The organism is Micromonospora sp. NPDC005710 (genome assembly GCF_040630995.1).
In the GTDB taxonomy this organism is placed as follows: Bacteria; Actinomycetota; Actinomycetes; order Mycobacteriales; family Micromonosporaceae; genus Micromonospora.
The window spans coordinates 55859-79774 of record NZ_JBEXYP010000011.1; the positions used below are offsets into that span (position 1 = coordinate 55859).

At 72.0% G+C, this 23916-nt stretch carries 18 protein-coding genes; 7 read left to right on the forward strand and 11 right to left on the reverse strand.

All coding sequences use genetic code 11. The features are described from left to right. Positions 1–22 precede the first annotated feature (22 nt). The gene (locus ABZ406_RS16865) at positions 23–1459 is read left to right on the forward strand and encodes a hypothetical protein (protein ID WP_357761920.1); all 1437 of its coding nucleotides are present in this window, start codon (positions 23–25) and stop codon (positions 1457–1459) included. 55 nt (positions 1460–1514) lie between these two features. On the opposite strand, the gene ABZ406_RS16870 is transcribed toward ABZ406_RS16865, so the two are convergent. Together ABZ406_RS16870 and ABZ406_RS16875 are read right to left on the reverse strand one after the other, a co-directional pair. Next, positions 1515–2993 carry a glutamate--cysteine ligase gene (locus tag ABZ406_RS16870; protein WP_357761923.1) on the reverse strand — a complete coding sequence of 493 codons (1479 nt, stop codon included), beginning with the start codon at positions 2991–2993 and terminating at the stop codon, positions 1515–1517. A 312-nt stretch (positions 2994–3305) separates the two neighbouring features. After that, positions 3306–3887: a YceI family protein gene (locus tag ABZ406_RS16875; protein ID WP_357761926.1), complete on the reverse strand. Its 582-nt coding sequence runs from the start codon at positions 3885–3887 to the stop codon at positions 3306–3308. A gap of 99 nt (positions 3888–3986) precedes the next feature. On the opposite strand from ABZ406_RS16875, the gene ABZ406_RS16880 reads away from it, so the two are divergent. Then, entirely contained in the window at positions 3987–4505 is a 519-nt protein-coding gene (locus ABZ406_RS16880) for a MarR family transcriptional regulator (RefSeq protein WP_357761929.1), read from the forward strand. Positions 4506–4719: 214 nt separating this feature from the next. Here ABZ406_RS16880 and ABZ406_RS16885 read toward each other — a convergent pair whose 3' ends face one another. The 3 genes from ABZ406_RS16885 to ABZ406_RS16895 form a co-directional block, all read right to left on the reverse strand. After that, positions 4720–7362 carry a helix-turn-helix domain-containing protein gene (locus ABZ406_RS16885; RefSeq protein ID WP_357761932.1) on the reverse strand — a complete coding sequence of 881 codons (2643 nt, stop codon included), beginning with the start codon at positions 7360–7362 and terminating at the stop codon, positions 4720–4722. A 133-nt stretch (positions 7363–7495) separates the two neighbouring features. After that, positions 7496–8644: an acyl-CoA dehydrogenase family protein gene (locus tag ABZ406_RS16890; RefSeq protein ID WP_357761935.1), complete on the reverse strand. Its 1149-nt coding sequence runs from the start codon at positions 8642–8644 to the stop codon at positions 7496–7498. 78 nt (positions 8645–8722) lie between these two features. Beyond that, the gene (locus ABZ406_RS16895; protein ID WP_357761938.1) at positions 8723–10255 is read right to left on the reverse strand and encodes an acyl-CoA carboxylase subunit beta; all 1533 of its coding nucleotides are present in this window, start codon (positions 10253–10255) and stop codon (positions 8723–8725) included. A 169-nt stretch (positions 10256–10424) separates the two neighbouring features. Here ABZ406_RS16895 and ABZ406_RS16900 point away from each other — a divergent pair, with 169 nt between their 5' ends. After that, the gene (locus tag ABZ406_RS16900; protein ID WP_357761941.1) at positions 10425–10985 is read left to right on the forward strand and encodes a snapalysin family zinc-dependent metalloprotease; all 561 of its coding nucleotides are present in this window, start codon (positions 10425–10427) and stop codon (positions 10983–10985) included. Positions 10986–11057: 72 nt separating this feature from the next. On the opposite strand, the gene ABZ406_RS16905 is transcribed toward ABZ406_RS16900, so the two are convergent. The 5 genes from ABZ406_RS16905 to ABZ406_RS16925 form a co-directional block, all read right to left on the reverse strand. Next, entirely contained in the window at positions 11058–11978 is a 921-nt protein-coding gene (locus ABZ406_RS16905) for a hydroxymethylglutaryl-CoA lyase (protein ID WP_357761944.1), read from the reverse strand. Between the two features lie 140 nt (positions 11979–12118). Further along, positions 12119–13456: a biotin carboxylase N-terminal domain-containing protein gene (locus tag ABZ406_RS16910; protein WP_357761947.1), complete on the reverse strand. Its 1338-nt coding sequence runs from the start codon at positions 13454–13456 to the stop codon at positions 12119–12121. 71 nt (positions 13457–13527) lie between these two features. Next, positions 13528–14127, reverse strand: a complete 600-nt coding sequence (locus ABZ406_RS16915) for a TetR/AcrR family transcriptional regulator (protein ID WP_357761950.1) — start codon at positions 14125–14127, stop codon at positions 13528–13530. 104 nt (positions 14128–14231) lie between these two features. Beyond that, on the reverse strand, positions 14232–17096 hold the full coding sequence (locus ABZ406_RS16920; RefSeq protein ID WP_357761953.1) for a hypothetical protein: 2865 nt from the start codon (positions 17094–17096) through the stop codon (positions 14232–14234). Positions 17097–17098: 2 nt separating this feature from the next. Next, complete coding sequence (locus ABZ406_RS16925) at positions 17099–18886, reverse strand: HSP90 family protein (RefSeq protein ID WP_357761956.1); 1788 nt, start codon at positions 18884–18886, stop codon at positions 17099–17101. A 121-nt stretch (positions 18887–19007) separates the two neighbouring features. Between ABZ406_RS16925 and ABZ406_RS16930 the strand changes: the two genes are divergently transcribed. Beyond that, the gene (locus ABZ406_RS16930) at positions 19008–20231 is read left to right on the forward strand and encodes an MFS transporter (protein ID WP_357761959.1); all 1224 of its coding nucleotides are present in this window, start codon (positions 19008–19010) and stop codon (positions 20229–20231) included. On the opposite strand, the gene ABZ406_RS16935 is transcribed toward ABZ406_RS16930, so the two are convergent. Beyond that, complete coding sequence (locus tag ABZ406_RS16935) at positions 20228–21385, reverse strand: FAD-dependent oxidoreductase (RefSeq protein ID WP_357761962.1); 1158 nt, start codon at positions 21383–21385, stop codon at positions 20228–20230. The two genes, ABZ406_RS16930 and ABZ406_RS16935, sit on opposite strands and share 4 nt — an antisense overlap. A 107-nt stretch (positions 21386–21492) precedes the next feature. Here ABZ406_RS16935 and ABZ406_RS16940 point away from each other — a divergent pair, with 107 nt between their 5' ends. The 3 genes from ABZ406_RS16940 to ABZ406_RS16950 all read left to right on the forward strand — a co-directional run bounded on the left by ABZ406_RS16940 (position 21493) and on the right by ABZ406_RS16950 (position 23881). Further along, the gene (locus tag ABZ406_RS16940; RefSeq protein ID WP_357761965.1) at positions 21493–22074 is read left to right on the forward strand and encodes a TetR family transcriptional regulator; all 582 of its coding nucleotides are present in this window, start codon (positions 21493–21495) and stop codon (positions 22072–22074) included. A gap of 68 nt (positions 22075–22142) precedes the next feature. Next, positions 22143–22691, forward strand: a complete 549-nt coding sequence (locus ABZ406_RS16945) for a SigE family RNA polymerase sigma factor (protein ID WP_357761968.1) — start codon at positions 22143–22145, stop codon at positions 22689–22691. After that, positions 22688–23881 (forward strand): hypothetical protein, encoded by a 1194-nt coding sequence (locus ABZ406_RS16950; protein ID WP_357761970.1) that lies wholly within the window; start codon positions 22688–22690, stop codon positions 23879–23881. The genes ABZ406_RS16945 and ABZ406_RS16950 overlap by 4 nt, the downstream gene beginning before the upstream one ends. The last annotated feature ends 35 nt before the right edge of the window (positions 23882–23916 follow it).

Sequence of the window (23916 nt, forward strand, 5' to 3'; positions counted from 1 at the left end):
ACGGGACGTTACGCTGCCCCGCATGGCCAGACAGGGCTGGGGAGTGGCGATCGCGACGGCGATCGGGGTCGCTGCTGGCGCGGGTGCCGCACAGCTGGGCTTCGGCTACGGGCTCGGCGTCATCACCTGGACGCCGACCGAGGCCGGTGCGACAGACACGGCCTGGGCGGACGGCCTCGCCTGGGCCACCTGGCTCGCCGCGAGTTCGACAGTGCTCGGCGCGGTCTGCGCGCAGCGACTGCACCAACGGAACGCTCCGGCGAAGACCACGACCTCCCCGGCGACCGCTACCGACGAGGTCGCCGGCCACGCGGGCCCGCCGCTCGGCGACCGCACGCCGGAGCAGGGAACCGGGCTCACACCGACGACCGCCACGGCCCAGCCCGAGGTGGTGGGCGCCGAGCCGCCCGTCCCGGCCACCGGCAGCCTGCTGCGGCGGGTGGCACTGGCGCTCGGTGCCGGGTTGGGCGGGCTGGTCACCGTGCTGCTGATCGCCGTACCCGCGCGGGTCGCCACCGGCGCGGACACCGGCGCACCGCAACGGACGGCCGCCGTACAGGCGACGCTGGGCATCCTGATCGGCGTCCTCGTCGCCGTCTGGGCGTTGCGCTCCCGAGCCGCCGCGGCGAACGTGACAGCGACGGCCGCCTGGCTCTGGCTGCTCGCGGTGGTTTCGGTGATCGACGGGGTACGCGTCGGACGAGGATTGACCGGCGCGCAACTCGGCACCTGGCAGTTCGACCCGGACCACGCCCGGTACTGGATCGGCGGTCAGCTCTACTGGCCCGGGGCGCTGCTGGCACTGGTGCCCGCGCTGCTGATCGGCGGGCTGGCCGCCCGGCGGGCCGCCCGCTCCCCGGGTGGGCGCCGCGTGGGTGCGGCGGCCTCCGGTGCGGCGGGCCCGGTGCTCGTCGCGCTCGCCTACCTGACCACGTTGCCGCACTGGTCGACGCTCGGGCCCGCGCAGTTGTCCACCCAGCTGATCGCCCCGTACGCGGTGCTCGCCGGTGTCGCCGGTTCGGTGCTGGCCGCCCTCCTCGGCGAGCGAGCCGAGCGGCACCACGCCGCCGACCGGAGCCGGTCGACCGAGCGAGATGCGGTTGCGCAGGACACGGTGGCTGACCGGAGTGCGGTTGCGCAGGACACGGCGGCCGACCCGGTCGCCGGACCCGACACCCGGTCGCCGGTCGCCGGAACCCCAGCCCCGACTGTCGGTTCCACGGCCCCGATCGTCGGGACCGCGGCGCGGCGTCGCAGGGCCGACGCTCCACCGCAGACGCCCCGGACGGGCTCGCTGCCGGGCGAGGCCACCGCCGCACCGCAGGTGCCCGCCCCGCGTACCGACCCGGACCTCACGGACCGGGCCCGCCCCACCGGAGCGGCAACGGCGGACGACCTGACCCCGACCAGCCGACCCACCCGTGTGTCCCGCCGCACCACCCGCCCCACCGCCGACTGACCACCGCTCACCTCCGCCCGTTGGCCACGGTGGGTGGGGAGCCGGTTGGGTGGGGTCAGGTGGTTGGCCAGGTGTGGACGGGTTGGTTGGTGCGCTGGAGTTCGGCGTAACGCTTGACCATGTGGTGCAGCGCGTCCGCCCGGTCCATGCCGTGGTGGCGCTCGGCCGCCCAGACCGCCTCGGTCTGCCAGACGGCACCGTTACGGCCGGTACGGCAGCGCTGCTCGATGATGCCGAGCAGCCGGTCCCGCTGCTCCGGGGCGACCCCGAACCCGTCCAGGCCGGCGGCGGCGGTGGGCAGCAGTTGCTCCAGGACCAGCTTGGCGACCGGCACGTCGCCGAGCCCCGGCCAGTGCAGCACGGCGTCGAGACCACGTCGGGCGGCGGCGTGGAAGTTCTCCTCGGCGGAGCTGAAGGTGAGCTGACTCCAGATCGGACGGTCGGCCTCGGCCAGACCGCGTACCAGCCCGAAGTAGAGGGCCGCGTTGGCGAGCATGTCCACCACTGTCGGACCGGCCGGCAGCACCCGGTTCTCCACCCGCAGGTGGGGGCGGCCGTTCATGATGTCGTAGACCGGCCGGTTCCACCGGTACACGGTGCCGTTGTGCAGTCGCAGCTCCCCGAGCTGTGGCACACCGCCGGCGTGCAGGACCTCCACCGGGTCCTCGTCCTCGCAGATCGGCAGCAGCGGCGGGAAGTACCTGACGTTCTCCTCGAACAGGTCGAAGATCGAGGTGATCCACCGTTCGCCGAACCACACCCGCGGCCGTACGCCCTGGGCCTTGAGCTCGTCCGGGCGGGTGTCGGTGGCCTGCTGGAACAGCGCGATCCGCGTCTCGGCCCACAGTTGGCGGCCGTACAGGAAGGGGCTGTTCGCCCCGACTGCCACCTGCACCCCGGCGATGGCCTGGGACGCGTTCCAGTAGTCGGCGAAGCTGTCCGGGGCGACCTGGAGGTGGAACTGGAGGCTCGTGCAGGCGGCCTCGGGGGCGATCGAGTCGGTGTGCGTCCGCAACTGCTCGACGCCGCGAATGTCCAGCTCGATGTCCTCGCCCCGGGCACCGACGATCTGGTCGTTGAGCACCCGGTAGCGCTCGTTGGTGGAGAGGTTGTCCTCGACCAGGTGCCCCTCGGTGAGGGTGGGCAGGATGCCGACCAGGACGATCTTCGCGTCGGACCTGGCGGCGCGTTCGTCGGCCCGGGAGAGGCTGCCGCGCAGGTCGTGCTCGTAGTCGGCGAAGCCGTTGCCCTCGATCAGTCGGGGCTCGGCGTTGAGTTCCAGGTTGAACTGCCCCAGTTCGGTCTGGAAGAGGGGGTCCGCGATGTCGGCGAGGATCTCCTCGTTGCGCATCGCCGGCTCGGCGGCCGAGTCGACCAGGTTGAGTTCGATCTCCAGGCCGGTCATCGGCCGGTCGGCGTCGAAGCCGAAGTCGTCGAGCATCAGGGCGAAGACGTCCAGGCACCGCCGCACCTTCTGCCGATACCGGACGCGATCATCCCGGGTGAAGGCGCCCTCTGAGACGTCCCTGCCCATGTGTCCTCCCGACGGCCGGCGCGGTCGGGATCATGCCGTCCCGGAAGCGCTTTGTGAAGCATCCACGGTAAGAGCGCCCACCTGACCGGGGCCAGAGGCCGACGTCGGGTTCCGACGTCGGCCGGCGCGGACGCGCTCGTGGCGCCATCTGTACCCCGCCGTGGTCCGGCTGGATCCGATGGCGGTGCGAACAACCCGTGACAATTACCACGAGAGGGTACGACGCAGGGCCCGCGCCGACGTGCGGCGCGGGCCCTGCGTCGTACCGGATCAAGGGAGGGGGTCCCCCTGGCCCTCCGGCGATCCCGAGGATCAGGCCTGACGGACGGCTTCGCCCTCGATCTCGATCTTGATCTTGCGGCTGACCAGCACGCCCCCGGTCTCCAGGGCGACGTTCCAGGTCAGGCCGAACTCCTCGCGGTCGATCTCGGTGCTCGCGGAGAAACCGAAGATATCCTGACCGAACGGGCTGCGGCCGACGCCCTCGAACTCCACCTCAAGCTCGACCGGACGGGTGACGTCCTTGATGGTCAGCTCACCGGTGAGCACGAACTCGCCGCCGTTACGGGACTTGACCCCGGTGCTGCGGAACTCGAGCGTCGGGAACTTCTCGGCGTCCAGGAACTCGGGGCTGCGCAGGTGCGCGTCCCGGTCGGCCTGGGTGGTGTCGACGCTGGCGGCCTGGATGGTGGCGACGACCGACGACTGCAGCGGGTCCTCGGCGACGGTGATGGTGGCGGTCGCGTCGTTGAACTCACCGCGAACCTTGCTCACCATCATGTGCCGGGCAACGAAGCCGACCCGCTTGTGCGCCACGTCGAGCGCGTAGGTGCCGGCCGCCGGAATGGTGAGGCCGTCCCAGTCGCGGGTAACCGTCTCGATGCTGCTGGTCATGGTGCTGTCCTCCAGGGGATTGTTTAGTAGCCCAACGACTGCTTGAGCAACTATAACCGCAACAATATTCCCCGTGTCAAGCACTGGTATGATGAAGGGGTGACCAACGTCTTCGACGATCCCCGGATCACCGCCGTCGGCCTGCTCTTCGAGGCACACGCCGGGCTGTCCGCCCGGTTCAACGCCCAGTTCGAGGAGCACGGCCTCTCCGCGGTCGAGTTCGAGGTCATCACCCGACTGGCCCGCTCGCCGGGCAACCAACTACGCATGACCGACCTCGCCGCACAGACCTCCCTGTCGACGAGCGGGGTGACCCGTGTGGTGGACCGGATGGAGCGCGACGGGCTGCTCACCCGCCGGGCCTGCCCGAACGACAGGCGCAGCTCGTACGCGGTGGTCACCGCCGCCGGGATGCAACGGCTGAACGACACGCTTCCCGGGCACCTGCAGATGATCGAGCAGTGGTTCACCGGGCAACTCGACCCCGAAGCGCTGTCGGCACTGCTCGACGGGTTGCGCCGCGTCCGCGACGCCGCCCATCCGTGCGCCACCGCCGGCAGCGACGACGTCAGCCCGGACCAGAGCGTCGCCACCGACAGCGCCTCTCGACGCCACTGAACAGCACCCGCCGACCGGCGACGGCAGCGGCAGAAAGACCGGCAGAACTTGCCCGGCCAAGCTGGAGGATTGGGTCCAAGCCGACTTTCTGCCGGCGCGCCGGTGGCAGGCTTCCTGCACCGGGGATCACCGGGGGGTGACGGCGCGGGCGATCAGCGAGGGGTAGCACCAAAGGGGGCTCTTCGCCCGCGCCACTCTCCGGGGCACGCGCAGGCTATCGAGCCGGACCGCCCCGAGTGGCGATCAGCGCATACAACAGGCCAGACTCCTGCGGCAGCAACCGGATGCCGCTCTCCACACAGACCCGGTCGAGTCGATCGAGGACCGCCGGGTCCGCGGTGCTCGCGGCCAGTCCCACGAGCGCCTCCACCACGTCGCGGCGATCCTGCCCCGCATTGTCGGCGGCGGCAGCGAACCACTCGGCAGCCAACTCCCGGTCACCCCGGTGCAGCGCCAGGTTCCCCTCGATCAGGGCACAGAGCCCCACCTCCGGCCCACCCCAGGCCGGCGACGCGTCGTCCCCGCGCTGTCGCGGCACTGTCGGCCGCTCCGGCTCGACCTCCACGCCCCCGGCGCGAAGCTCGGTGAGCACCTCGGTCGCCTCCGCCGCGCGCCCGTCCTGCGCCAGCGCCAGCCCGACGGTCCCGAGGACCCGACGGCGACGCCCAGGATCACCCAGCGCGGACAGGGCCACGATGGCCCGCCGGCCACGGTCGATGGCGTCCGCGTACCAGCCCTCCAGCCGGGCGACCTCGGCGCGATTGGCCCAACCCAACACCCGCAGTCGCTGCTCGCCACTCTCGGCGGCCAGCCGGTCCACCGCAGCGAGCCGGCGGCGGGCCGCGGCCAGGTCGCCGGTACGGACCTCGTGCCAGGCGAGGCTGTTCTGCGCCACCGCCAGGTCCCGGGTCCGACCGTTGCGGGCGGCCAACCGCAGCAGCGCCTCGGCCTGCTCGCGAGCCTCGTCCTGCCGCCCGACCGAGATCAGCAGGGTGCCGAGCACGTTCCGCGCCTCCAACTCACCGGTGACGTCGCCGGCCTCCCGGAAGGTGTCCAACGCCGTGCGGGCCGTCGACAACTCCTCGGCACCCGCGCCGTGCTCGGCCGCGAGCCGGGCGACCCCGAGGGCGGCCCAGCCTCGCAGGCGAGGATCGGCGTCGGCGGTGCGCGGGTCCGCCAGCAGCCGCCGCAGCCACTGCCGCCCGGCCACGTCGCGTCCACGGAACCGCCACCAACGGGTCAGGCACGCCGCCAGCCGCAGCGCGGTCAACGGGTCGTCGGTGGCCGCGTGGGTCAGCGAGGAGCTGATGTCACTGCTCATCTCGTCCAGCCGGTGCACCGCGTCGGGCACCCGTGGGCCGACCAGGTCGCTGGCGGTCCGGGCCACCAGGCGCGCGATGACCTCGGCGTGTCGACGGCGGATGCAGGTCAGCTCACCCCCACCGGCTGCCTGCTCGATGGCGTAGTCACGGACCGCGTCGAGCAGCCGGAACCGGAAGGACCCGGTTCCGCGTACGCTCAGCAGCCCCAATTCGACGAAGCGGTCCAACAGCGGCACCGGATCGATCGCCACGGTGCCGTCCCGGTCGGCCTCGTCGGCGAGCATCTCCTCGGCCAACTCGACCGACCAGCGGTTGCCGAAGACTGCCAACTGGCGCAGCGCGGCCTGCTCGTCCGATGCCAACAGCCGGTAGCTGAACGCCACCGCGTCCCGCAGGGTGACAGCGACCGAGACCGTCGCACTGGTGTCGGGTCCGCTCGTCCGGCTGACCGTCTCGGGTGCGTCCCAGCCCGGAGCGGCGGACGCGTCGGCGGAGGTGGCCAGGTCGAGCACGCGGTCGCCGTACCTGTCGAGCAGTTCGGTGAGGTCGAGGAGTCGGCCCCGGGCGGCCATCAGCTCGATGGCCAACGGCAGCCCGCCGAGCCGGCGGACCAACGCGGCGAGTGCCGGCAGCTCAGCGGCTGTGGGTGGCTCCCGACGGACCTGGGCGAGTCGGGCGGTGAACAACGCGACCGCCGGCCACGAGTCGAGCCCGGAGTGCTCGGCCTCCGGTGGTGGCACGTCGAGCGGCGCGACCGGCCAGACCCGCTCGCCCGGCAACCCGACCGGATGCCGCCCGGTGACCAGCACCCGCAGCGAGGGCAGTGCGCCGATCAGCTTGTGCACTGTCGCGGCCACCGGCCCCGGGGCGCGTTCCACAGCGTCCATCACCAGCAGCGTCGGACGCCCGGCGAGCAGCGCCACGAGTTCGGACAGGCGCGCGACGCCGAGCACCGACATCGAGGCGGCGAGTACGTCCGGGCCGTCCGCGCCCTCGCCGACCAGCACGCCGGCGACGCCGGCCGGGTGGGCGGAGGCCACCAGGTGTGCCACCGACGTGGCCAGGGCGGTCTTGCCGACGCCGGCCAGCCCGACGAGGCTCACCAGTCGGGGCCCTCGCTCCTCGGTGAGCATTCCGGCCAGCTCGGTGAGGTCCCGCTCCCGGCCGATCAACGCGACCGGGGGCGGAAGCGCCACCGACGGGCCGGCGGGCGGGGAGGTGGCGGTGCCGACAGCGAACGTCGTCGAGGTGGCGTCCGGCGGGGCCGGTTCGGCACCGGCGCCACGGGCCGCGGCCAGGAACGCCGCGCGGCCGGCGCCGGCCAGCGCCAGAGCCCCGGCGAGCAGCTCGACAGTGGTGCGTTGGGGCCTGATCGACCTGCCGCGCTCCAGGTCACGCACCGTCCGCACACCCACCCCGGCCCGGGACGCCAACTCGGCCTGGGTCAGGCCGGCGGCGCGTCGGTGCCCGCGGAGCAGCTCCGGCAGCGTGGTCCGTCCAGCCGGGCTCCGCGACCGGTCATGATCCGGAGGCATGGGCACGAAGAGTACGGATGGACTCCGACGGTCGGCAGTCGAACGTCGGGCTACTGACGCCCGCTCGCCGAAACCCGACAGCCGTACGGACAGTCCGTCCGGAACGACCGGCCGAGCTGTCGGGCCGGGCGGATCAGAGGCCCAGATCCCGAGCGATGATCATGCGCTGCACCTCGCTGGTGCCCTCGCCGATCTCCAGGATCTTGGAGTCCCGCCAGAACCGGGCCACCGGGTACTCGTTCATGAAGCCGTACCCGCCGTGAATCTGGGTGGCCTCCCGGGCGTTGTCCACGGCGATCGTGCTGGCGTGCAGTTTCGCGATGGCGGCCTGCCTCTTGAACGGCTCACCGGCCAGCATCCGCGCGGCGGCGTCGTAGTAGGCCAGGCGCGCGGTGTGCGCCTTCAGCTCCATGTCGGCGATCTTGAACTGGATCGCCTGGTTGGCGCCGATCGGCTGACCGAAGGCGTGCCGCTCCTTCGCGTACTTGATCGACTCGTCGACACAGCCCTGGGCGAGGCCCACTGCCAGCGCGGCGATGGCGATCCGGCCCTCGTCGAGGATCCGCAGGAACTGGGCGAAACCCCGACCCCGGGGGCCGAGCAGGTTGGCGGCCGGCACCCGGCAGTCGTCGAAGGTCAACTCGTGGGTGTCCGAGGCGGTCCAACCCACCTTCGAGTAGCCGGGCGCGACGGCGAAGCCCGGTGTGCCGGTCGGCACGATGATCGTCGACAGCTCCTTGGAGCCGTCCGGGTTCGTGCCGGTCACTGCCGTGACCGTGACCATGACCGTGATGTCGGTGCCCGAGTTGGTGATGAACGCCTTCGAGCCGTTGATGACCCACTCGTCCCCGTCCAGCACCGCCCGGGTCTGCGTGCCGGCGGCGTCCGAGCCGGTGCCCGGCTCGGTGAGACCGAAGCCGGCCAGCGCCTCGCCACTGAGCAGCCGGGGCAGCCAGGTCGCCTTCTGCTCCTCGGTGCCGAAGCGGTAGATCGGCATCGCGCCGAGCGAGACCGCCGCCTCCAGCGTGATGGCCACACTGGAGTCGACCCGGGCCAACTCCTCCAGGGCCAGGCAGAGCGTGAAGTAGTCGCCGCCCATGCCGCCGTGCTGCTCGCCGAAGGGCAGGCCGAACAGGCCCATCTTGCCCATCTGCCGGACCACCTCGTACGGGAAGGTGTGCTGCTCGTAGTGCTCGGCGATGACCGGGGCGACCACCTCGCGGGCGAATTCCCGCACGCTCTCGCGCAGCGCGTCTTGTTCGTCGGTGAGCCGGAAGTCCATCTCATCCTCCTGTAAGGACGGTCCGCCCCGGCGCTCGTGACGCCGGGGGCGGGTCGAGGTGCGAGCCCGGGTTGACGATCAGACCGGGGTGACGCCGTGCCGGCGGCGGGAGAAGTGCCGATCCTTGGTACGCGCCGCCGCGAAGCGACGGACCAGCTCGGTGCGCAGGTCGTGCGGCTCGACGATGGCGTCCACCACCAGCTCGCTGGCGAGCCGGACGACGTCGATGTCCTGCTCGTACTCGGCGCGCTTGGCGGCGACGAAGGCCGCCCGCTCGGCCTCGTCCGCAATGGCGGCGATCTTGTTGGCGTAGACCGCGTTCACGGCGGCCTCGGCGCCCATCACGGCGATCTTGGCGCTCGGCAGCGCGATGGTGGCGTCCGGTTCGAACCCGGGGCCGGCCATCGCGTAGAGCCCGGCGCCGTACGCCTTGCGGACCACCACGCAGATCTTCGGAACCGTCGCCTCGGAGATCGCGGTGATCATCTTGGCGCCGTGCCTGATGATGCCCTGCTTCTCCACGGCGCTGCCGACCATGAAGCCGGGTACGTCGCTGAGGAACAGCAGCGGCACGTTGAACGCGTCGCAGAGCTGCACGAACCGGGTCGCCTTGTCGGCCGAGTCGACGAAGAGCACGCCGCCCTTGAACATCGAGTTGTTGCCGACCACGCCGACGACCTGACCGTCGAGGCGGCCGAAGCCGATGGTCAGCTCCTTGGCCCAGAGCGCCTGGATCTCGAAGAACGAACCCTCGTCGAGCAGGCCCTTGACGTACCGCCGCATGTCGAACGCCTGCCGCTCGCTGGCCGGCACCAGCGCGGCGAGGTCGGCCTTCGCGGGCGCGGCGACCGCGGGGGCGGTCGGCGGCGACTGCGTCCAGTTCGCCGGCAGGTACGACAGGTAGGTCTTCACGACGTCGAGGGCGTCGGCCTCGGTCTTGCAGAGGAAGTGCCCCACGCCGGATTCGGCGGTGTGCACCTTGGCCCCGCCCATCGCCTCCAGGGTGGTCTTCTCGCCGGTGACCATCTCGACCATCCGGTCGGAGCCGAGATACATGCTGGCGTTGCCGTCGACGAGCGCCACCACGTCGCAGAACGCCGGAATGTAGGCGCCACCGGCGGCGCTCGGACCGAACAGCGCGCAGACCTGCGGGATCGAGCCCGAGGCGCGGACCTGGTTCCAGAAAATCTTGCCGGCACCGCGTCGGCCAGGGAAGAGGTCGACCTGGTCGGTGATCCGGGCACCGGCCGAGTCGACCAGGTAGACCATCGGCACGCCGGCGCCGTACGCCCGCTCGATGATCCTGATGATCTTCTCGACGGTGCGGGCGCCCCAGCTGCCGGCCTTGACAGTGGAGTCGTTGGCCATCAGACAGACCTGCCGGCCGTCGATGGTGGCGGTGCCGGTCACGACGCCGTCGGCCGGCAACCCTTCGGCGAGCGCGTTGGCGTAGAGGCCGTCCTCGACGAACGAGCCCTCGTCGACCAGGAGCGTGACCCGCTCACGGGCGAAGAGCTTGCCCTTTCCCGCGTTCGCGGCGTGGTACTTGTCCGCGCCGCCGGACCGGGCCCGCTTGCGCAGCTGCTCCAGTGCCTCACCGTCGAGCGTCACGCCGACTCCTCCGCCATACTGACCTGAACGATCGTTAGGCTAGCGCATGAGGACGACTGTCGGCGACCTACGAGCGAACCAGACAGTTGAGCCGAGAGCAAGACATTGAAAAACATGAATACTTGTCGTTAGGCTCCAGACACCCCCTCCTCCCGGATTGGAGTCAGCGATGACCTCACGACTCAGTCGGCTCGCAGTCGCCCTGGTGGCGACCGCAGGTGCCACCCTCGGCGTCACGGTCGCCAACCCCGCGCCCGCGTCCGCCGCCGCGACCATCTGCTACAACACCAGTCAGGCAGGTGCCTACGCCGGCACCGCCAGCCAGGCCGCCTCGATCTGGAACAACGCCACAGTCAACCTCACGCTCTCCGCCAACTGTGGCTCCAACCTGCGCATCTACCAGATCACCGGCGGTGGCTCGTACGCCGTCCGGACCAGCCTCGGCAACGGCCGGGTCTACATCGACACCCAGCAGGCCGCGCAGTACAGCCCACTGCGGATCATGACGCACGAGATCGGGCACATCCTCGGCCTGCCGGACAACTACAACGGGAACTGCTCGCTGCTGATGTCCGGCGGCAGCGCCGGCACCAGCTGCACCAACCCGTACCCGAGCACCGCCGAGGCGAACCGGGTCAGCAACCTCTTCGCCGGTACGTTCAGCGCCACCGACCGCAGCGCGGACGTCTTCCGCGACAGCTGGCCGAGCGTGCTCACCCCGGTGAGCTGACCGACCTGGCAGGTGGAAGGGGCCGGCGCGTGCGCCGGCCCCTTCGCCACGTCCTCAGTTCCGCAGAGGGCGTCAGCTCGGCAGCGGCGTCAGCCGGGTACGCGGGCCGGCCCGCAGCACGCCGGACGGCAGCTTCTTGCCGAGCAACTCCTCGGCCAGCTCCGCCACCTCGATGAGCGCCGGCAGGTCGATGCCGGTGTCGACGCCCATGTCGTGCAGCATGTGCACGGCCTCCTCGGTGGCCAGGTTGCCGCTCGCCCCCGGCGCGTACGGGCAGCCACCCAGACCGCCGACGCTGGCGTCGAACTCGGTCACCCCCAGCTCCAGCGCTGTCAACAGGTTGGCCAGCGCCGTACCCCGGGTGTTGTGGAAGTGCAGCAGCACCGGCACGTGCGCGTTGCGGTCGCGTACCGCCGTCACCAGCTCGCGGACCCGGCGTGGGGTGCCCATGCCGGTGGTGTCGCCGAACGCGACCCGGTCCGCGCCGTCGCGGACCACCCGGTCCACGATCCCGGCCACCCGCTGCGGGTCGATGTCACCCTCGTACGGGCAGCCGAAGCTCGTCGCGACGATCACCTCGACCCGCGCCGACGCACCGTGCAGCAGGTCGATCAGCTCGGCGATGTCGTCGAGCGACTCGTCGGTGGACCTGTTGACGTTGCGCCTGTTGTGCGTGTCGCTGGCCGACACCACCACCTCGATCTCGGTGAACCCGGCGGCGAGGGCCCGCTGGGCACCCCTGGTGTTCGGCACCAGCGCGGAGTACCGGACCCCGTCGGCCTTCACCGCGCGCTGCCACACCTCGTCGGCGTCGGCCATCTGCGGAATCGCCCTGGGGTGCACGAACGACACCGCCTCGATGCGGCGGACGCCGGTGCCGGACAGGCCGTCGAGCAGTCGCACCTTGGCGTCGGTAGGGATCGGGTCCTCGTTCTGCAACCCGTCCCGCGGCCCAACCTCGCGGATGGAGACGAAACTCGGCAGGTCCGCCATAAGAGGTCACCTCACTGTGACGAAAGCAGCGCTTAGGGGGTCCTCCCAGCATGCCACCCTCCTGTTGATCAAGGGGTTTGCGTTATCCACAGCGCGAATCCTGACGCAAACCCCTTGATCAACAAGGGCAGCCCTGAAGGTCAGCGCATGCGGGAGACGATGCCGGTGTCGTAGGCGCCGGAGCGGAACTCCTCGTTGTCCAGCAACTCGGTGAAGAAGGGGACGTTGTTCTTCGGGCCCTCGATCTGGAAGGCGGCTACCGCCTCCCTGGCGCGTTCGAGCACCTCGTCGCGGGTCGCGCCACTGACGATCAACTTGGCCAGCAGGCTGTCGTAGAACGGGGTGACGGTGTTGCCCTCGGTGTAGCCGGAATCCACCCGGACACCCTCGCCCGTCGGCTCGACCCACGTCCTGATCACACCGGGACCGGGCAGGAAGCGCTTCGGGTCCTCCGCGTTGATCCGCATCTCCATGGCGTGGCCACGCGCTGTCAACGCGTCCGGGTCGAACGTCGGCGCCAACCCGGCCGCCACCCGCAACTGCTCCTCGACCAGGTCGACGCCGTAGACGTACTCGGTCACCGGGTGCTCCACCTGCAACCGCGTGTTCATCTCCAGGAAGAAGAACTCGTTCGTCTCAGGGTCGAGCAGGCACTCCACGGTGCCCGCGTTGCGATAGCCGACCGCCTCGCCGGCCCGCACCGCGGCGGCCAGCAGACGGGACCGCAGCTCCGGTGCGACCGCCGGGGACGGGGACTCCTCGACCAGCTTCTGATTGCGCCGCTGCACCGAGCACTCCCGTTCGCCGAGCGCCACCACCCGGCCGTCGGCCAGGCCGAGGATCTGCACCTCGACGTGCCGTACCCGGGGAAAATACCGCTCGATCAGCACCGAACCGTCGCCGAACATCCGCTCCGCGAACGCGCGCACCTTGTCGTACTCGGTGCGCAACGCGGCCTCGTCGACTGCCACGCCCATGCCCATGCCGCCGCCGCCGGCAGCGGCCTTGACCATCACCGGGTAACCGATCTCGCCGGCTGCCGTCACCGCCGCGTCCAGGTCGGCGGCCGGGTCGGTGGTCCCGGGCGCTACCGGAACGCCCGCCGCCGCCATCAGGTTCCGAGCGTTGATCTTGTCGCCCATCGCGGTGATCGCGTCCGCGCCGGGTCCGACCCAGATCAGGCCACTGGCCTCGACGGTACGGGCGAACTCGGCATTCTCCGACAGGAAGCCGTACCCGGGGTGGATGGCCTGCGCGCCCGTCGACTTCGCGGCGGCGAGGATCGCCTCGGTGTTGCGGTAGCTGAGCGCCGGGTTCGGTGGGCCGATGAGGACCGCCTCGTCCGCCTCCGCGACGAACGGCAGGTCGGCGTCAGCCTCCGAGTGCACAGCGATCGCGCGGATGCCGAGCCGCTTGGCGGTCCGGATGATCCGGCGCGCGATCTCGCCCCGATTGGCGACCAAAAGTGACTCGATCATGTTTCCTCCCGGCGTCCGGATGGTGGGACGATGTCAGGGAATCATGACCGACACGGTTCTGACGAGTCGGCTCAGGCGAGCAGCGCGGCCAGTGTCGCGCCGCGCAGCAACTCGGCCCGACGTCGCCGATCCACCTCACCGCCGAGGAACGGCGTCGAGTTCATCAGACCGAACGCGGCGTGCGCGAGCACCCGCGCCTCGCCGTCGGGCATCCCCGGGTGCAGCGCGGTCAGCACCGTCACCCACTCCTCGACGTAGAGCCGTTGCAGGCGACGGATGCGCCGCCGCGGCTCCTCGGGCAGGCGGTCCAGTTCGTGCAGGTGCAACGCGATCACCGCCGGGTTGGCCAGCGCGAACTCGACGTGGAAGTCGATCAGCGACTCCAGTACGCCGCGCGGATCGTCCGAGCGCCCGGTGGCGCGTTCCCGCCCGCCGGCCAGCAACCCCTCACTCACCGGGATCAGCGCGGCGGCAAGCATGGCCTCCTTGCCGGCAAAGTGGTGGTAGAGCGCCGGACCGGTGACCCCGGCTGCGGCGCCAATGTCGTCCATCGACACGCCGTGGTAGCCGCGCGCCGCGAACAGACCTACCGCGATCTCCAGGATCTCGTCCTTGCGGGACCTGCGCCGGCCCGCACCCGCCGTACCCCGTGCCTGCTGCTCCACCGTCACCCGACAAGCCTAGACCGCGAGGAGCCCGTGATGGTTGCCGGTCAGTCCCGCCCACCACCGGGCCAGGGCCGCCCCTGACCTGGGCCAGGGGCGGCCCGCCCGGGTCAGTCGTCCTGGTCCAGGTCGTGCTCGGCGCGCAACGCGGCGGCCTCCGTGGGCCGATCGAGCAGATCCAGCGCCCGAGCCAGCAACCAGGCCGTCTGGCGGACCTGCCGCGAGGAGGCCGGCAGACCACCAAGCACACGGCGCAGCAGCGGCTCCGCCTCGGCCGGGCGGTCCATCCGCAGCAGCAACTCACCGACGAGGGCTTCCACCTGGGCCGCCTCACCGAACGCCTCGATCGACCGCAACCGGTCCGGCACCCCGGCAAGCCGGCTCAGCGCCTCGTCCAGTCGGTCCTCCCCGGTGAGCACCCGCGCCCCGGCCTCGGCCGCCAACGCCAGTTCGTACGTCACCTGCGGCTCGGCCTGCCCGGCCAGCTTCGCCGCCAACCCGTCCACCACCTCGACGGCGCGCAATGCCGCCTCTCGGTCCTCGGCCCAGAACCAGGCGTACGCCTCCCGCCGACGGGCCCGCAGCTCGTCCAGCGGCAGTTCACCGAGCCGGTACGCCTCAGCGGCGGCGGCGAACCGCTCGCCCGCCGTCGCGTCCCGGTCGGCGTCGTAGAGGATCCCACCGGCCTCCTCCAGCACCTGCGCCCGGTGGGGAAGGTTGTCCGGGCCATCCAGGTTGCTGGCCAACTGCTCCAGCAGGGTCAACGCCGCGTCGGTCTCACCGAGCCCGGCGTAGACGCCGGTCAGCAGGTGCCGGCAGCGATCGGCCTCCGCCTGGGCGCCCAACCGGTCCAGACCGAGCACTGCCTCCTCGGCGACCTCGGCGGCCTCGGCGAGCCGGCCCACGATGCGGTACGCGTTCGCCAGCTCCCACCGCAGGAACGCGTCCCCCTCCGCGCCCCGCTCCACGCACAGCGTCACCGCCTCGACGAAGTCGTCCACCGCGTCGACGGCCCGGCCGGCAGCCAGCAACGCCCGGGCGCGCGCGACCCGGACCGGCAACTCCGCGTCCACGGGTGCCGCCTCCAACGCCTCGTCGCACGCGGCCACGGCGTCCGCCGGATCGTCGACCAGCCGCGCGTAGGCCAGGCAGGCACCAGTGACCAGCTCGTCGACGCCCAGCTCCCGACCGAGCCGGCGAGCCTCGTCGACGGCGGCGCGGGCCTCCTCGACACGGTCGGACTCCTCCAGCAGGTGCCCCCGGTGCAGCGCGAGCCGGGCCGCCAGGTGCCGGTCGCCGCCCGCGTCGGCAGGTGCCCGGTCGAGCGCTGCGAGCGCGTCCGGCCAGCGCTCGCGGTACAGCAGCGTCAACGCCACCCGCTCGTGCCCGGCCGCCCGTTGCCGGGCGTCACCGAGCCGGTCCAGGACCTCGGCGGCCTCCCGGGCCAGCAGCAGCCCTTCCTCGGTGTCCTCGTCGGAGCGGGTCAGCAGCACACCGAGCCGCCCGGCGACCGTCTGGGCGGACACCTCGTCGCCCACCTCCCGGTACAGCTCCAGCGCAGCCCGGTTCAGCGTGATCGCACCCTCGATGTCGTCCGCGTCGCCACGCTCCGACGCCCGCAGCGCCAGCCGGTGCGCGGACGTACGGGCGGGCAGCTCGGCGGCACCGAACCGGTCGTCGAAGGCGACCAGCGCCGCCCGGAAGGTGGCCCGGTCGTGCCGCCCCCAGCTCTGCTCCGCGAGATCCAGCAGATCGTCCGGGCCGACGTCGGCGGGCACCGTCACGGCGGGTCGTTCACCCCCACCGGTTCGCCCGCGCCCGGTGGGCGACGCCGGTGTGACCGGCTCGTCCCCGACCGGTCGGGTGGGGCGGCGGCGGACGCTCGCCGACAGCGGCACGTGTTCCCCGTTCGCCTGCACTGCCAGCCGGCGGGCGATCCACTCCGACTGGTGGCCGGTGCCGTTGCGGGCGTCGAAGCGGGAGGCCAGCTCGGTGGCGGTCTCGGCCAGTTCGTCCGCCAACGACACCGCCGACACCTCGGCGGCCGGCCGGCCCTCGGCGGCCCGACGGTAGACGGTCGACGCGCCGGCCTGACGCAGCGCAGCGGCAGCCGCCGCAGCGAAGTGCATGGCGGCGGCCGGCGACGGCGGCCGGTCCAGCCAGTCCAGGTGCCGCTCGACCAGCTCGACAGCCCGCGCCTCGTTGCCGGTCAGCGTGCAGAACTCGATGTGGTCACCGATGTCCCACAGGTCGGCGAGGTTGCCGCGAAGCCGGCGGTACGCCTCCCGGTGCGCGTCCCGTGCCTCCTCGGCCCGGCCGGTGCGCAGGTACGGCAGGAGCAGCGCGGTGAGGATCGCCTGTGGCTGCTCCGTGCAGGTGAGTCGACCGGCGAGCACCGGCTCGGCAAGCGCCACCGCCTCGGCGTCCCGCCCGGTGTCGGCGAGGTAGCCCACCTGGCTCGTCGGATCACAGCCGGCGCAGTCGGACAGTTCGTCGCGCGGGGTGGTCTGCCAGAGCCGGTACCAGTGCGCAGCCGCCTCGACGTCGCCCACGTGCTCGGCAACCCGGAACCGGTGCTTGTGCACCGCCTGGAGGCTGTGCCCACCGGCCCGGTAGCGCCGCTCCATGTCGTCCAGCACCGCGTAGGTGCGGTCCAGCGGCACCTCGGGGAACTTCAGCAGGCCGGACGCCATGTACTTGAAGTGCCACAGCAACTGGTGCAGGTGGCGCTGATGGTAGGGCTGCGGATCCCTGTCGAACTCGGACAGACACCAGGAGAAGGTCACGAACGACTTCGCCGGCTCGCCGCCGTAGATGTAGCCGGTGGTGGCCTGCATCCGGGTGACGAACGCGAGGTGCCTGTCGTCGGCGGCGTCCACCCGGCGCAGCAACTGCTCCAGCGCGGCGATCTGCCCCGCCCCGTACGGCATGTCGGCGATGCCGCGCAGCACCCGCCACAGATCCTCGTCGCTCATGCTCACTCCTGTCCCGGAACAGCCCGGCCGAGCAGGCCGAGGAAGGAATCGTTCAGCAGCGCGGCGTCGGCCGCGCGGATCGGGTGGTGGCCGAGCAGCAGCGCCTGCCCGTACAGCGCCTCGATGGCGAGACCGACAAGCTCCGGGTCGCTGAGCGTGGCCACCCGTCGTACCAGCGGGTTGCGGTGGTTGAGGACCAACTGCGGACGGTCCGGCGGGGCGGTGGCGGCGAGCGCGTCGAGCACACCACCCCACAGCTCGTCGGCCGGGTCCCGGCTGGCCGCGAGCTGGTCGTTGAAGGCGGCCGACCGGCTGACCAGGTAGAGCGCGGGCAGCGAGACCGGGTCGTACGCCCGGATGACCACCTCGCAGCCGGACCGCTCGACGGCCCGCTGCGCCGCCGCGAGGAACTGTCGCAGCGCCAACTCCACCTGCGGGTCGAGCGCGTCGAACCGGGTCGTGAGGTCGCTGGGCTCCAGCCGCTCGATGAGCACCGAGCGGTCCACCACCGGCAGCCGCTCGATCAGCTCGGTGTCGTACGTGTAGCCGGCGTTGACCACTGCCAGGTCCTGCGCGGCGGCCACCGCGGCGAGTTGACGGAACTCGTCGAGGCTCGCCGCGTAGCGCACCACCCCGTAGCGTTCGCGGAACTCGGCGAGGGTGAGCGTGCCGACGTTGGTGTCCATCGGCCACCACTTGTCGACCAGCCGGAGCATCTCGTCGTCGTGCACCGCCAGGGCCTTCACGCCGAGGTGGTGCACCTGGAGGAACTCGGCCAGCCGGCGCGGGTCGTGCCGGGCCAGCCGGACCAGCCACCCGCGCACCTGGTCGCCGAGCGCCTCCCGGGTGGCGGTCAGCAGGGTGTCCTCGTAGAGGGCCTCGCGGCTGGCGGTCGGGCGCAGCTCGGTCGCGTCCACCACGCAGTGCGCGAAGAACGCCCACTCCGGCAGCAGCCCGTCGGCGTTCTCGGTGAGCAGCATCCGCTTGAGGTAGACGCGGTGCCCGGCTCGGGCCGCCGGGTTCACCGCGGTGGGCAGGATGACGGCGACACCGGTCAGCCCGGCCTCCGGCACGGCCAGCGGCAGGACGTCGAACGGGTCCACGCCGAGCGTCTCCCGGGCGTACCGGATCAGTGCCACGCGGTCCGGCGGCGCACCAGGGGTGGTCGGCCAGGGCGGCTCTCCGGTGGTCGTGACGACGTCGCCGACGCGGACGGTGACCGGCAGCAACGCGCCGAAGAGGCGGGCCAGGTCGGTGACGGTCGGGGTGGTGAACCACTGGTCCGCGTCACGGCGGGGCACCAGTGTGACAGTGGTGCCGGGCTCGGCGCGGGCTGCCTCCGGCGGGGCCACCGTCACCGCGTAACGGCCGTCGGCATACCCGGTCCAGCGCACAGTGGGGTTGTCGCCGTGCCTGGTGAGCACCTGGATCTCGTCGGCCACCAGGAAGCAGGAGAGCAGGCCGATGCCGAACTGGCCGAGGAACTCGTGCCGGGAGAAGCCCAGCTCGTCACGCTTGGAGCTGCGGCCGATGGTGGCCAACAGCTCGTGCACCTGCGCCTCGGTGAGGCCGATGCCGGTGTCGTGCACCCGGAGCGTGCCGTCGCCGGTGCTGTCCGGAGGGTCGATGCGGACGAGGGCCGGCGCGTCCGGCTCGACCCGACGTCGGGCGGTGATCGCGTCCACCGCGTTCTGGAGCAGCTCACGGACGTAGACCCGCGGGCTGCCGTAGAGGTGATGACTGAGCAGGTCGACCACGCCACGTAGGTCGACCTGGAAAGTGTGGTCCACGCCTGATGTCTCCCCGGTCCCGATGCCGGCGCTCACCGTACCGATGATCACTGACCGGCGCGGTCCCCTTTCCGGCCGGCGGCTTGACCCTCGACCCGGTCGAACCGGCACGGTCGCCGGCATGACTTCCTCCGCTCTGGGCCGGGACTTCCGGCTCCTGTGGACCGCCGCCGTGTCGTCCCGGTTCGGGGACGCGCTGCGTACGCCGGCCCTCGCCCTGCTGGCCGCGACAGTGACCCGTGACCCGCGGATCATCGCGGCGGTCACCGTGGCCGGGCAGGTGCCGCCGCTGCTGTTCGGTCTGCTCGGCGGCGTGTACGCGGACCGCTGGGACCGCCGTCGGACGATGGCAGTCGTCGACGGGGTACGTGCCGCAGTGGTGGCGGCGTTGGCAGTGGTGGTCGCGCTCGACCGGGTGAGCGTCCCGGTGTTGCTGGCGGTGGCGTTCCTGCTCGCCACGCTGGGCACCCTGTTCGACGCGGCCTCGTTCGCGCTGCTCCCCGCGTTGGTGCCGTCGGACGCGTTGCCGGTGGCGAACGGTCGGCTCCAGGCGGGATCCGCGGTGGCCGGCGGCTTCCTCGGGGCGCCCGCCGCCGGTGTCCTCTTCGCTGTCACCCCGGCCCTCCCGTTCGCCCTCGACGCCGTTACCTTCGCGGCTGCCGCCCTGCTCGTGCTGGCTCTCGGTCCGTCTCCCGCCCTCGGTCCGGGCACGGCGGGCCGGCGCGGCTCGGTGTGGAGCGAGATCGTCGAGGGTTGGCGCTGGCTGCGGGCGCACCGGACCCTGTGGCGGGTCACGCTGCTCTCCGCCGCGAGCAACCTGGCGATCAGCGGGATCATGGCGGTGCTGGTGCTGTACGCGCTCGACGTGCTGCGGGTGCCACCGGCCGGGTACGGGTTGTTCGCCGCCGCCGCCATCGTCGGGGGTGTGGCGGGGGCGCTCGGTGCCGGCCGGCTCGCCGCCTGGCTCGGCACGGTGCCGGCGCTGCGTGTGGTGCTGGCCGTGGAGACAGTGGCGCTCACCGGTTTCGCGCTGGCCCGGCACCCGGTGTCGGGCGGGATCGCGCTTGCCGTCTTCGCCGCCGGCACTGTCGTGTGGAACAGCCTGTGGGCGTCGTACGGGCAGCGGCAGGTGCCGGGCGAACTGCTCGGCCGGGTGAGTGCGGCCCAGCGGATGGTGGGTCTGCTCACCGCACCGCTCGGGGCGGTGCTCGCCGGGTTCGCCGCCGCGGCGTACGGGACGGTGCCGGTGACGGGCGCGGCGGCGGGGACGTTCGCGCTCGTCACGGTCGCCGCGTGGCGGACCCTGCGACCGATCGGCACTGCTGCGCGGAGCCGGGTGGCCTAACCCGGCGTCCGCTCCCGGTGCGACAGCCCGGACAGGCGCAGCGCGATCCGTCGGCGGGCCGGTGGGACGGCACCGAGCAGCCGCAGCAGCACGTCCCGGGCCGGCCGTCTGGCCGGGGAGACGGCTGCCATCCTGGTCAGCCCTGCGGCGAAGCTCAGCACGTCCTCGGCCATCGGCCGTTGCCGGGCGGAGTAGTCGTCGAGCAGCGTCTCCGGGCCACCGTCGAGCACGTTCGCCACCGCGGTGCCGAGGGCGACAGCGTCGCAGATGCCGAGGTTCATGCCCTGCCCACCGGCCGGGCTGTGCACGTGCCCGGCGTCGCCGGCCAGCAGCACCGGCCCGGCCCGGAAGGTGTCGGCGATGCGGTGGTGCACCCGGAACCGGGAGCCCCAGAGCACCTCGGTCACCCGGTCGGGTCGTCGCGCCGGGCCGCGCTCGTCGAGCAACGCCTGGAGGTAGGCCGCGTCCGGGTCGGCCGGGGCGGTCTGCACGGCGGCGACCAACCTGACCACCCCGTTGGGGAGTGGTGCCCAGACCAGCGGCCCGGAGCGGGCGAGGAAGAGCGCCGCCTCGTCGCGGGGCAGCACGCTCTGTACCCGTACGTCGGCGAGCACGAAGGACTCCTCGTCGCTGCTCCCGGTGAAGCCGATGCCCGCCAACCGCCGAACCGTGCTGTGCAGGCCGTCCGCGCCGACCACGAACCGGGCCCGCAGCGTCTCCCCGTCGACCTGCGCGAGCATCCCGTCGTCGACCTGGCTCAGCCCGGTGAGCTGACACGACCGTCGTACCTGGACACCGAGCTCGGTCAACTTCTCGGTGAGCACTGCCTCGGTGACCGCCTGGGAGACCAGCAGCGCGTAGGGGAAGCGGGACGGCAGCTCGTGGAACGGCACCGACAGCAGCAGCCGGTCCCGGTCGCGCACCGTGAAACGCGGCGTCCGCACCGCCTGGGCGATGAGCGGCGCCGCAGCGCCGATGCGGTCCAGCACCTCCAGGGTGTACGCGTGCACGACGGCGGCGCGGGAGGTGATCGGCGGCGCGGCCAACCGGTCGAGCACTGTCACCTCGACGCCGCGCCGGGCCAGCGTCAGCGCGGTGGCGAGACCGGTGGGGCCGGCACCCACCACCAGGACGTCGGTGCTCGTGGGAAGCATGGGCCACCTCCGGAAGGCTGTTGCCAACACATGTTGGCAAACACTTGTTGGCCACGCTAGGGCGCTGACGATTGCGTGTCAACGGGTGTTGGCATACGGTCGTTGGCATGACCCCGTCCGCCCAGTCGACCCAACCCCGCCGCTCCGACGCCACCCGGGCGGCGATCCTGCGAGCTGCCCGGGAACGGTTCGCGGCGGACGGCTACGAACGCGCCACGATCCGGGCCATCGCCGCCGACGCCCAGATCGACCCGTCCATGGTCATGCGCTACTACGGCAGCAAGGAAGGGCTCTTCGCGGCGGCGGCCGAGTTCGACCTACGCCTGCCCGACCTGACGTCGGTGCCACCCGCCCACCTCGGCGAGGTGCTGGTCCGGCACTTCCTCGCCCGTTGGGAGGGCGACGAGACCCTCGTGGCGCTGCTGCGGGCCGCCAGCACCAATCCCGGCGCGGCGGAACGCATGCGCGGCATCTTCGCCGACCAGCTCACCGCCGCGGTGGCCACGTTCGACGGCGACCCGGCGCTCACCGCCCGACGAGCCGGCCTGGTGGCCAGTCAGATCCTCGGCCTCGCCTTCACCAGGTACATCGTCCGCCTACCACCCATGGTGGACACCACGCCGGACGAGCTGGTCCCCTGGATCGCGCCGACCCTCCAGCGTTATCTGACCGGAACACCGGTGAGCTGACCCAACCTTTTCCCACCTCCCGTGCGTCTGCCAGGTGACGCGTACCGCGACGGCCGGGAGGGGGGCGGATGGCGCCGACGAGAAACGACGGACGCGACGGCTGCCTCGCCTTCGTGGAGAACCACCAGCACCGGCTGCTCCGCGCGGCGTACCTGATCTGCGGCAACCAGCACCAGGCCGAAGACCTCCTCCAGGACGCGCTGCTGAAGTTGGCGCTGCGCTGGTCCTCGGTCCGCAACGCGGACCCCTCCGCGTACGTGCGGGCCATCCTCTACCGGGACTCGGTGTCGTGGTGGCGTCGCCGACGGCGGGAATGGCTCAGCGCCGCCCCGCCGGACCAGGTGGCCCACGACCGGGACGGCGCGTTACGACTGACGATGCACGACGCGCTGGGCCTGCTGCCACCACGGCAGCGGGCGGTGCTGGTGTTGCGCTACTACGAGGACCTGACCGAGGTCGCCACCGCCGAGGCCCTCGGGGTGACGGTCGGCACCGTGAAGAGCCAGTGCCATGCGGCGTTGCGACGACTCCGTGAGGTCGCCCCGGACCTCGCCCGCGATGCCCGACCGAGCCGAGGCTCGGCCGATCTGGCGAACGGTCTGGAGGTGAACCCGTGAACGAGCAGGATCTTCGTCGACTGCTGACCGTCAGCGTCGAGGACGTGCTGCCCAGCCAACCGGCCGCCGCCGGGTGGGAGCGGGCTCGGCGGACCCGGCGGACCCGGCGGGTCGTCGGAGTGATCGCCGTGGCAGTGGTGCTGGTCGGTGGTGGCACTGTGGCGGCGCTGCGACCGCCGGCTGATCCGACGCCGGCCCCACCGGTCGGCCCCACCGTCACCCCGACCGTCGACAACTCCCACGCGGGTCCGGTGCAGAAACCGCCCACCGAGCTGACCTACCCGCCCGATCCGTTGGCCCGGCTCGGCGACCCGGCGACAGTGCCGCTCTCCGAGCGACCGGCCAAACGGGCTCTGGCACTGTTCCAGCCGCTGAACGAGGAGTATCAGGCGAACGGCCCGGTCCGAGTGCTCGGCGACGACGGCGTGGTGCGCAGCCTCGACGTGGTGACGTTGGCACCGACCCGGGACGCGAGCGGCAACGAGGCGCCCGCGCTGAAGCCCGGCATGCTGTCGCCGGACGGCCGGTCGGCCGCCTTCGCGCAGACCAAAGAGCTGGTCATGGTCGACCTCACCACGGCGGCGGTCCGCCGGATACCGCTCGACGGCTACCTGGAGCAGGTGGTGTGGGCGCACGACCGGTGGCTGGTCGGGGGCGACGACCGGACGTACGCGGTGGACCGGGTCACCGGGGCGGTCAGCACTATCGACGTGTCGACCTGGGAGTTGATCGCACCCGACCCGGCCGCCGGCCGGGAGGCCCCGTTGCTCGACATCTATGGCGAGCGGACCAGCCTGACGCTGCGCAGCCGGACCGCCCGGAAAGGCGAACTCCGCTCCGAACAGCCGGTGAACGCGTCAAGGCTGCCCTCGCCCTACCAGGTCAACGAGTTCTACGGCCGGGGCTGGCTGCACGGCGAGCGGCTGGCCCGGGCAGCCTGGATCACCAGCAGCGAGATCGACGGCGCCGAGGGTGCCACCGTGCTGGACGCCCGGACCGGCACCGTGCTGCACCTGCTCGACCTGGGCCGGGAACGCGGCAAGGGCTGCTGCGAGGTGTTGGGCTGGGACAACAGGGGCGCGGTGCTGCTCCGGCTGGAACCGGCCGCCCTGGCCCGCTGGGACCCGGAGACCGGCAAGATCACCGGCATCGTCCGCGACCTGCGCGGCGTGTTCACTCTCGCTGGCTGAACAGGGGTGACGTCGCCGCAACGTGATCGACTCGG

Excerpts from the sequence above, each read along its gene's own strand:
- ABZ406_RS16865 (WP_357761920.1), top strand. The coding sequence starts at position 23 with ATGGCCAGACAGGGCTGGGGAGTGGCGATCGCGACGGCGATCGGGGTC.
- ABZ406_RS16870 (WP_357761923.1), bottom strand. The coding sequence starts at position 2,993 with ATGGGCAGGGACGTCTCAGAGGGCGCCTTCACCCGGGATGATCGCGTC.
- ABZ406_RS16875 (WP_357761926.1), bottom strand. The coding sequence starts at position 3,887 with ATGACCAGCAGCATCGAGACGGTTACCCGCGACTGGGACGGCCTCACC.
- ABZ406_RS16885 (WP_357761932.1), bottom strand. The coding sequence starts at position 7,362 with ATGCCTCCGGATCATGACCGGTCGCGGAGCCCGGCTGGACGGACCACG.
- ABZ406_RS16890 (WP_357761935.1), bottom strand. The coding sequence starts at position 8,644 with ATGGACTTCCGGCTCACCGACGAACAAGACGCGCTGCGCGAGAGCGTG.
- ABZ406_RS16900 (WP_357761941.1), top strand. The coding sequence starts at position 10,425 with ATGACCTCACGACTCAGTCGGCTCGCAGTCGCCCTGGTGGCGACCGCA.
- ABZ406_RS16905 (WP_357761944.1), bottom strand. The coding sequence starts at position 11,978 with ATGGCGGACCTGCCGAGTTTCGTCTCCATCCGCGAGGTTGGGCCGCGG.
- ABZ406_RS16910 (WP_357761947.1), bottom strand. The coding sequence starts at position 13,456 with ATGATCGAGTCACTTTTGGTCGCCAATCGGGGCGAGATCGCGCGCCGG.
- ABZ406_RS16920 (WP_357761953.1), bottom strand. The coding sequence starts at position 17,096 with ATGAGCGACGAGGATCTGTGGCGGGTGCTGCGCGGCATCGCCGACATG.
- ABZ406_RS16930 (WP_357761959.1), top strand. The coding sequence starts at position 19,008 with ATGACTTCCTCCGCTCTGGGCCGGGACTTCCGGCTCCTGTGGACCGCC.
- ABZ406_RS16935 (WP_357761962.1), bottom strand. The coding sequence starts at position 21,385 with ATGCTTCCCACGAGCACCGACGTCCTGGTGGTGGGTGCCGGCCCCACC.
- ABZ406_RS16940 (WP_357761965.1), top strand. The coding sequence starts at position 21,493 with ATGACCCCGTCCGCCCAGTCGACCCAACCCCGCCGCTCCGACGCCACC.
- ABZ406_RS16945 (WP_357761968.1), top strand. The coding sequence starts at position 22,143 with ATGGCGCCGACGAGAAACGACGGACGCGACGGCTGCCTCGCCTTCGTG.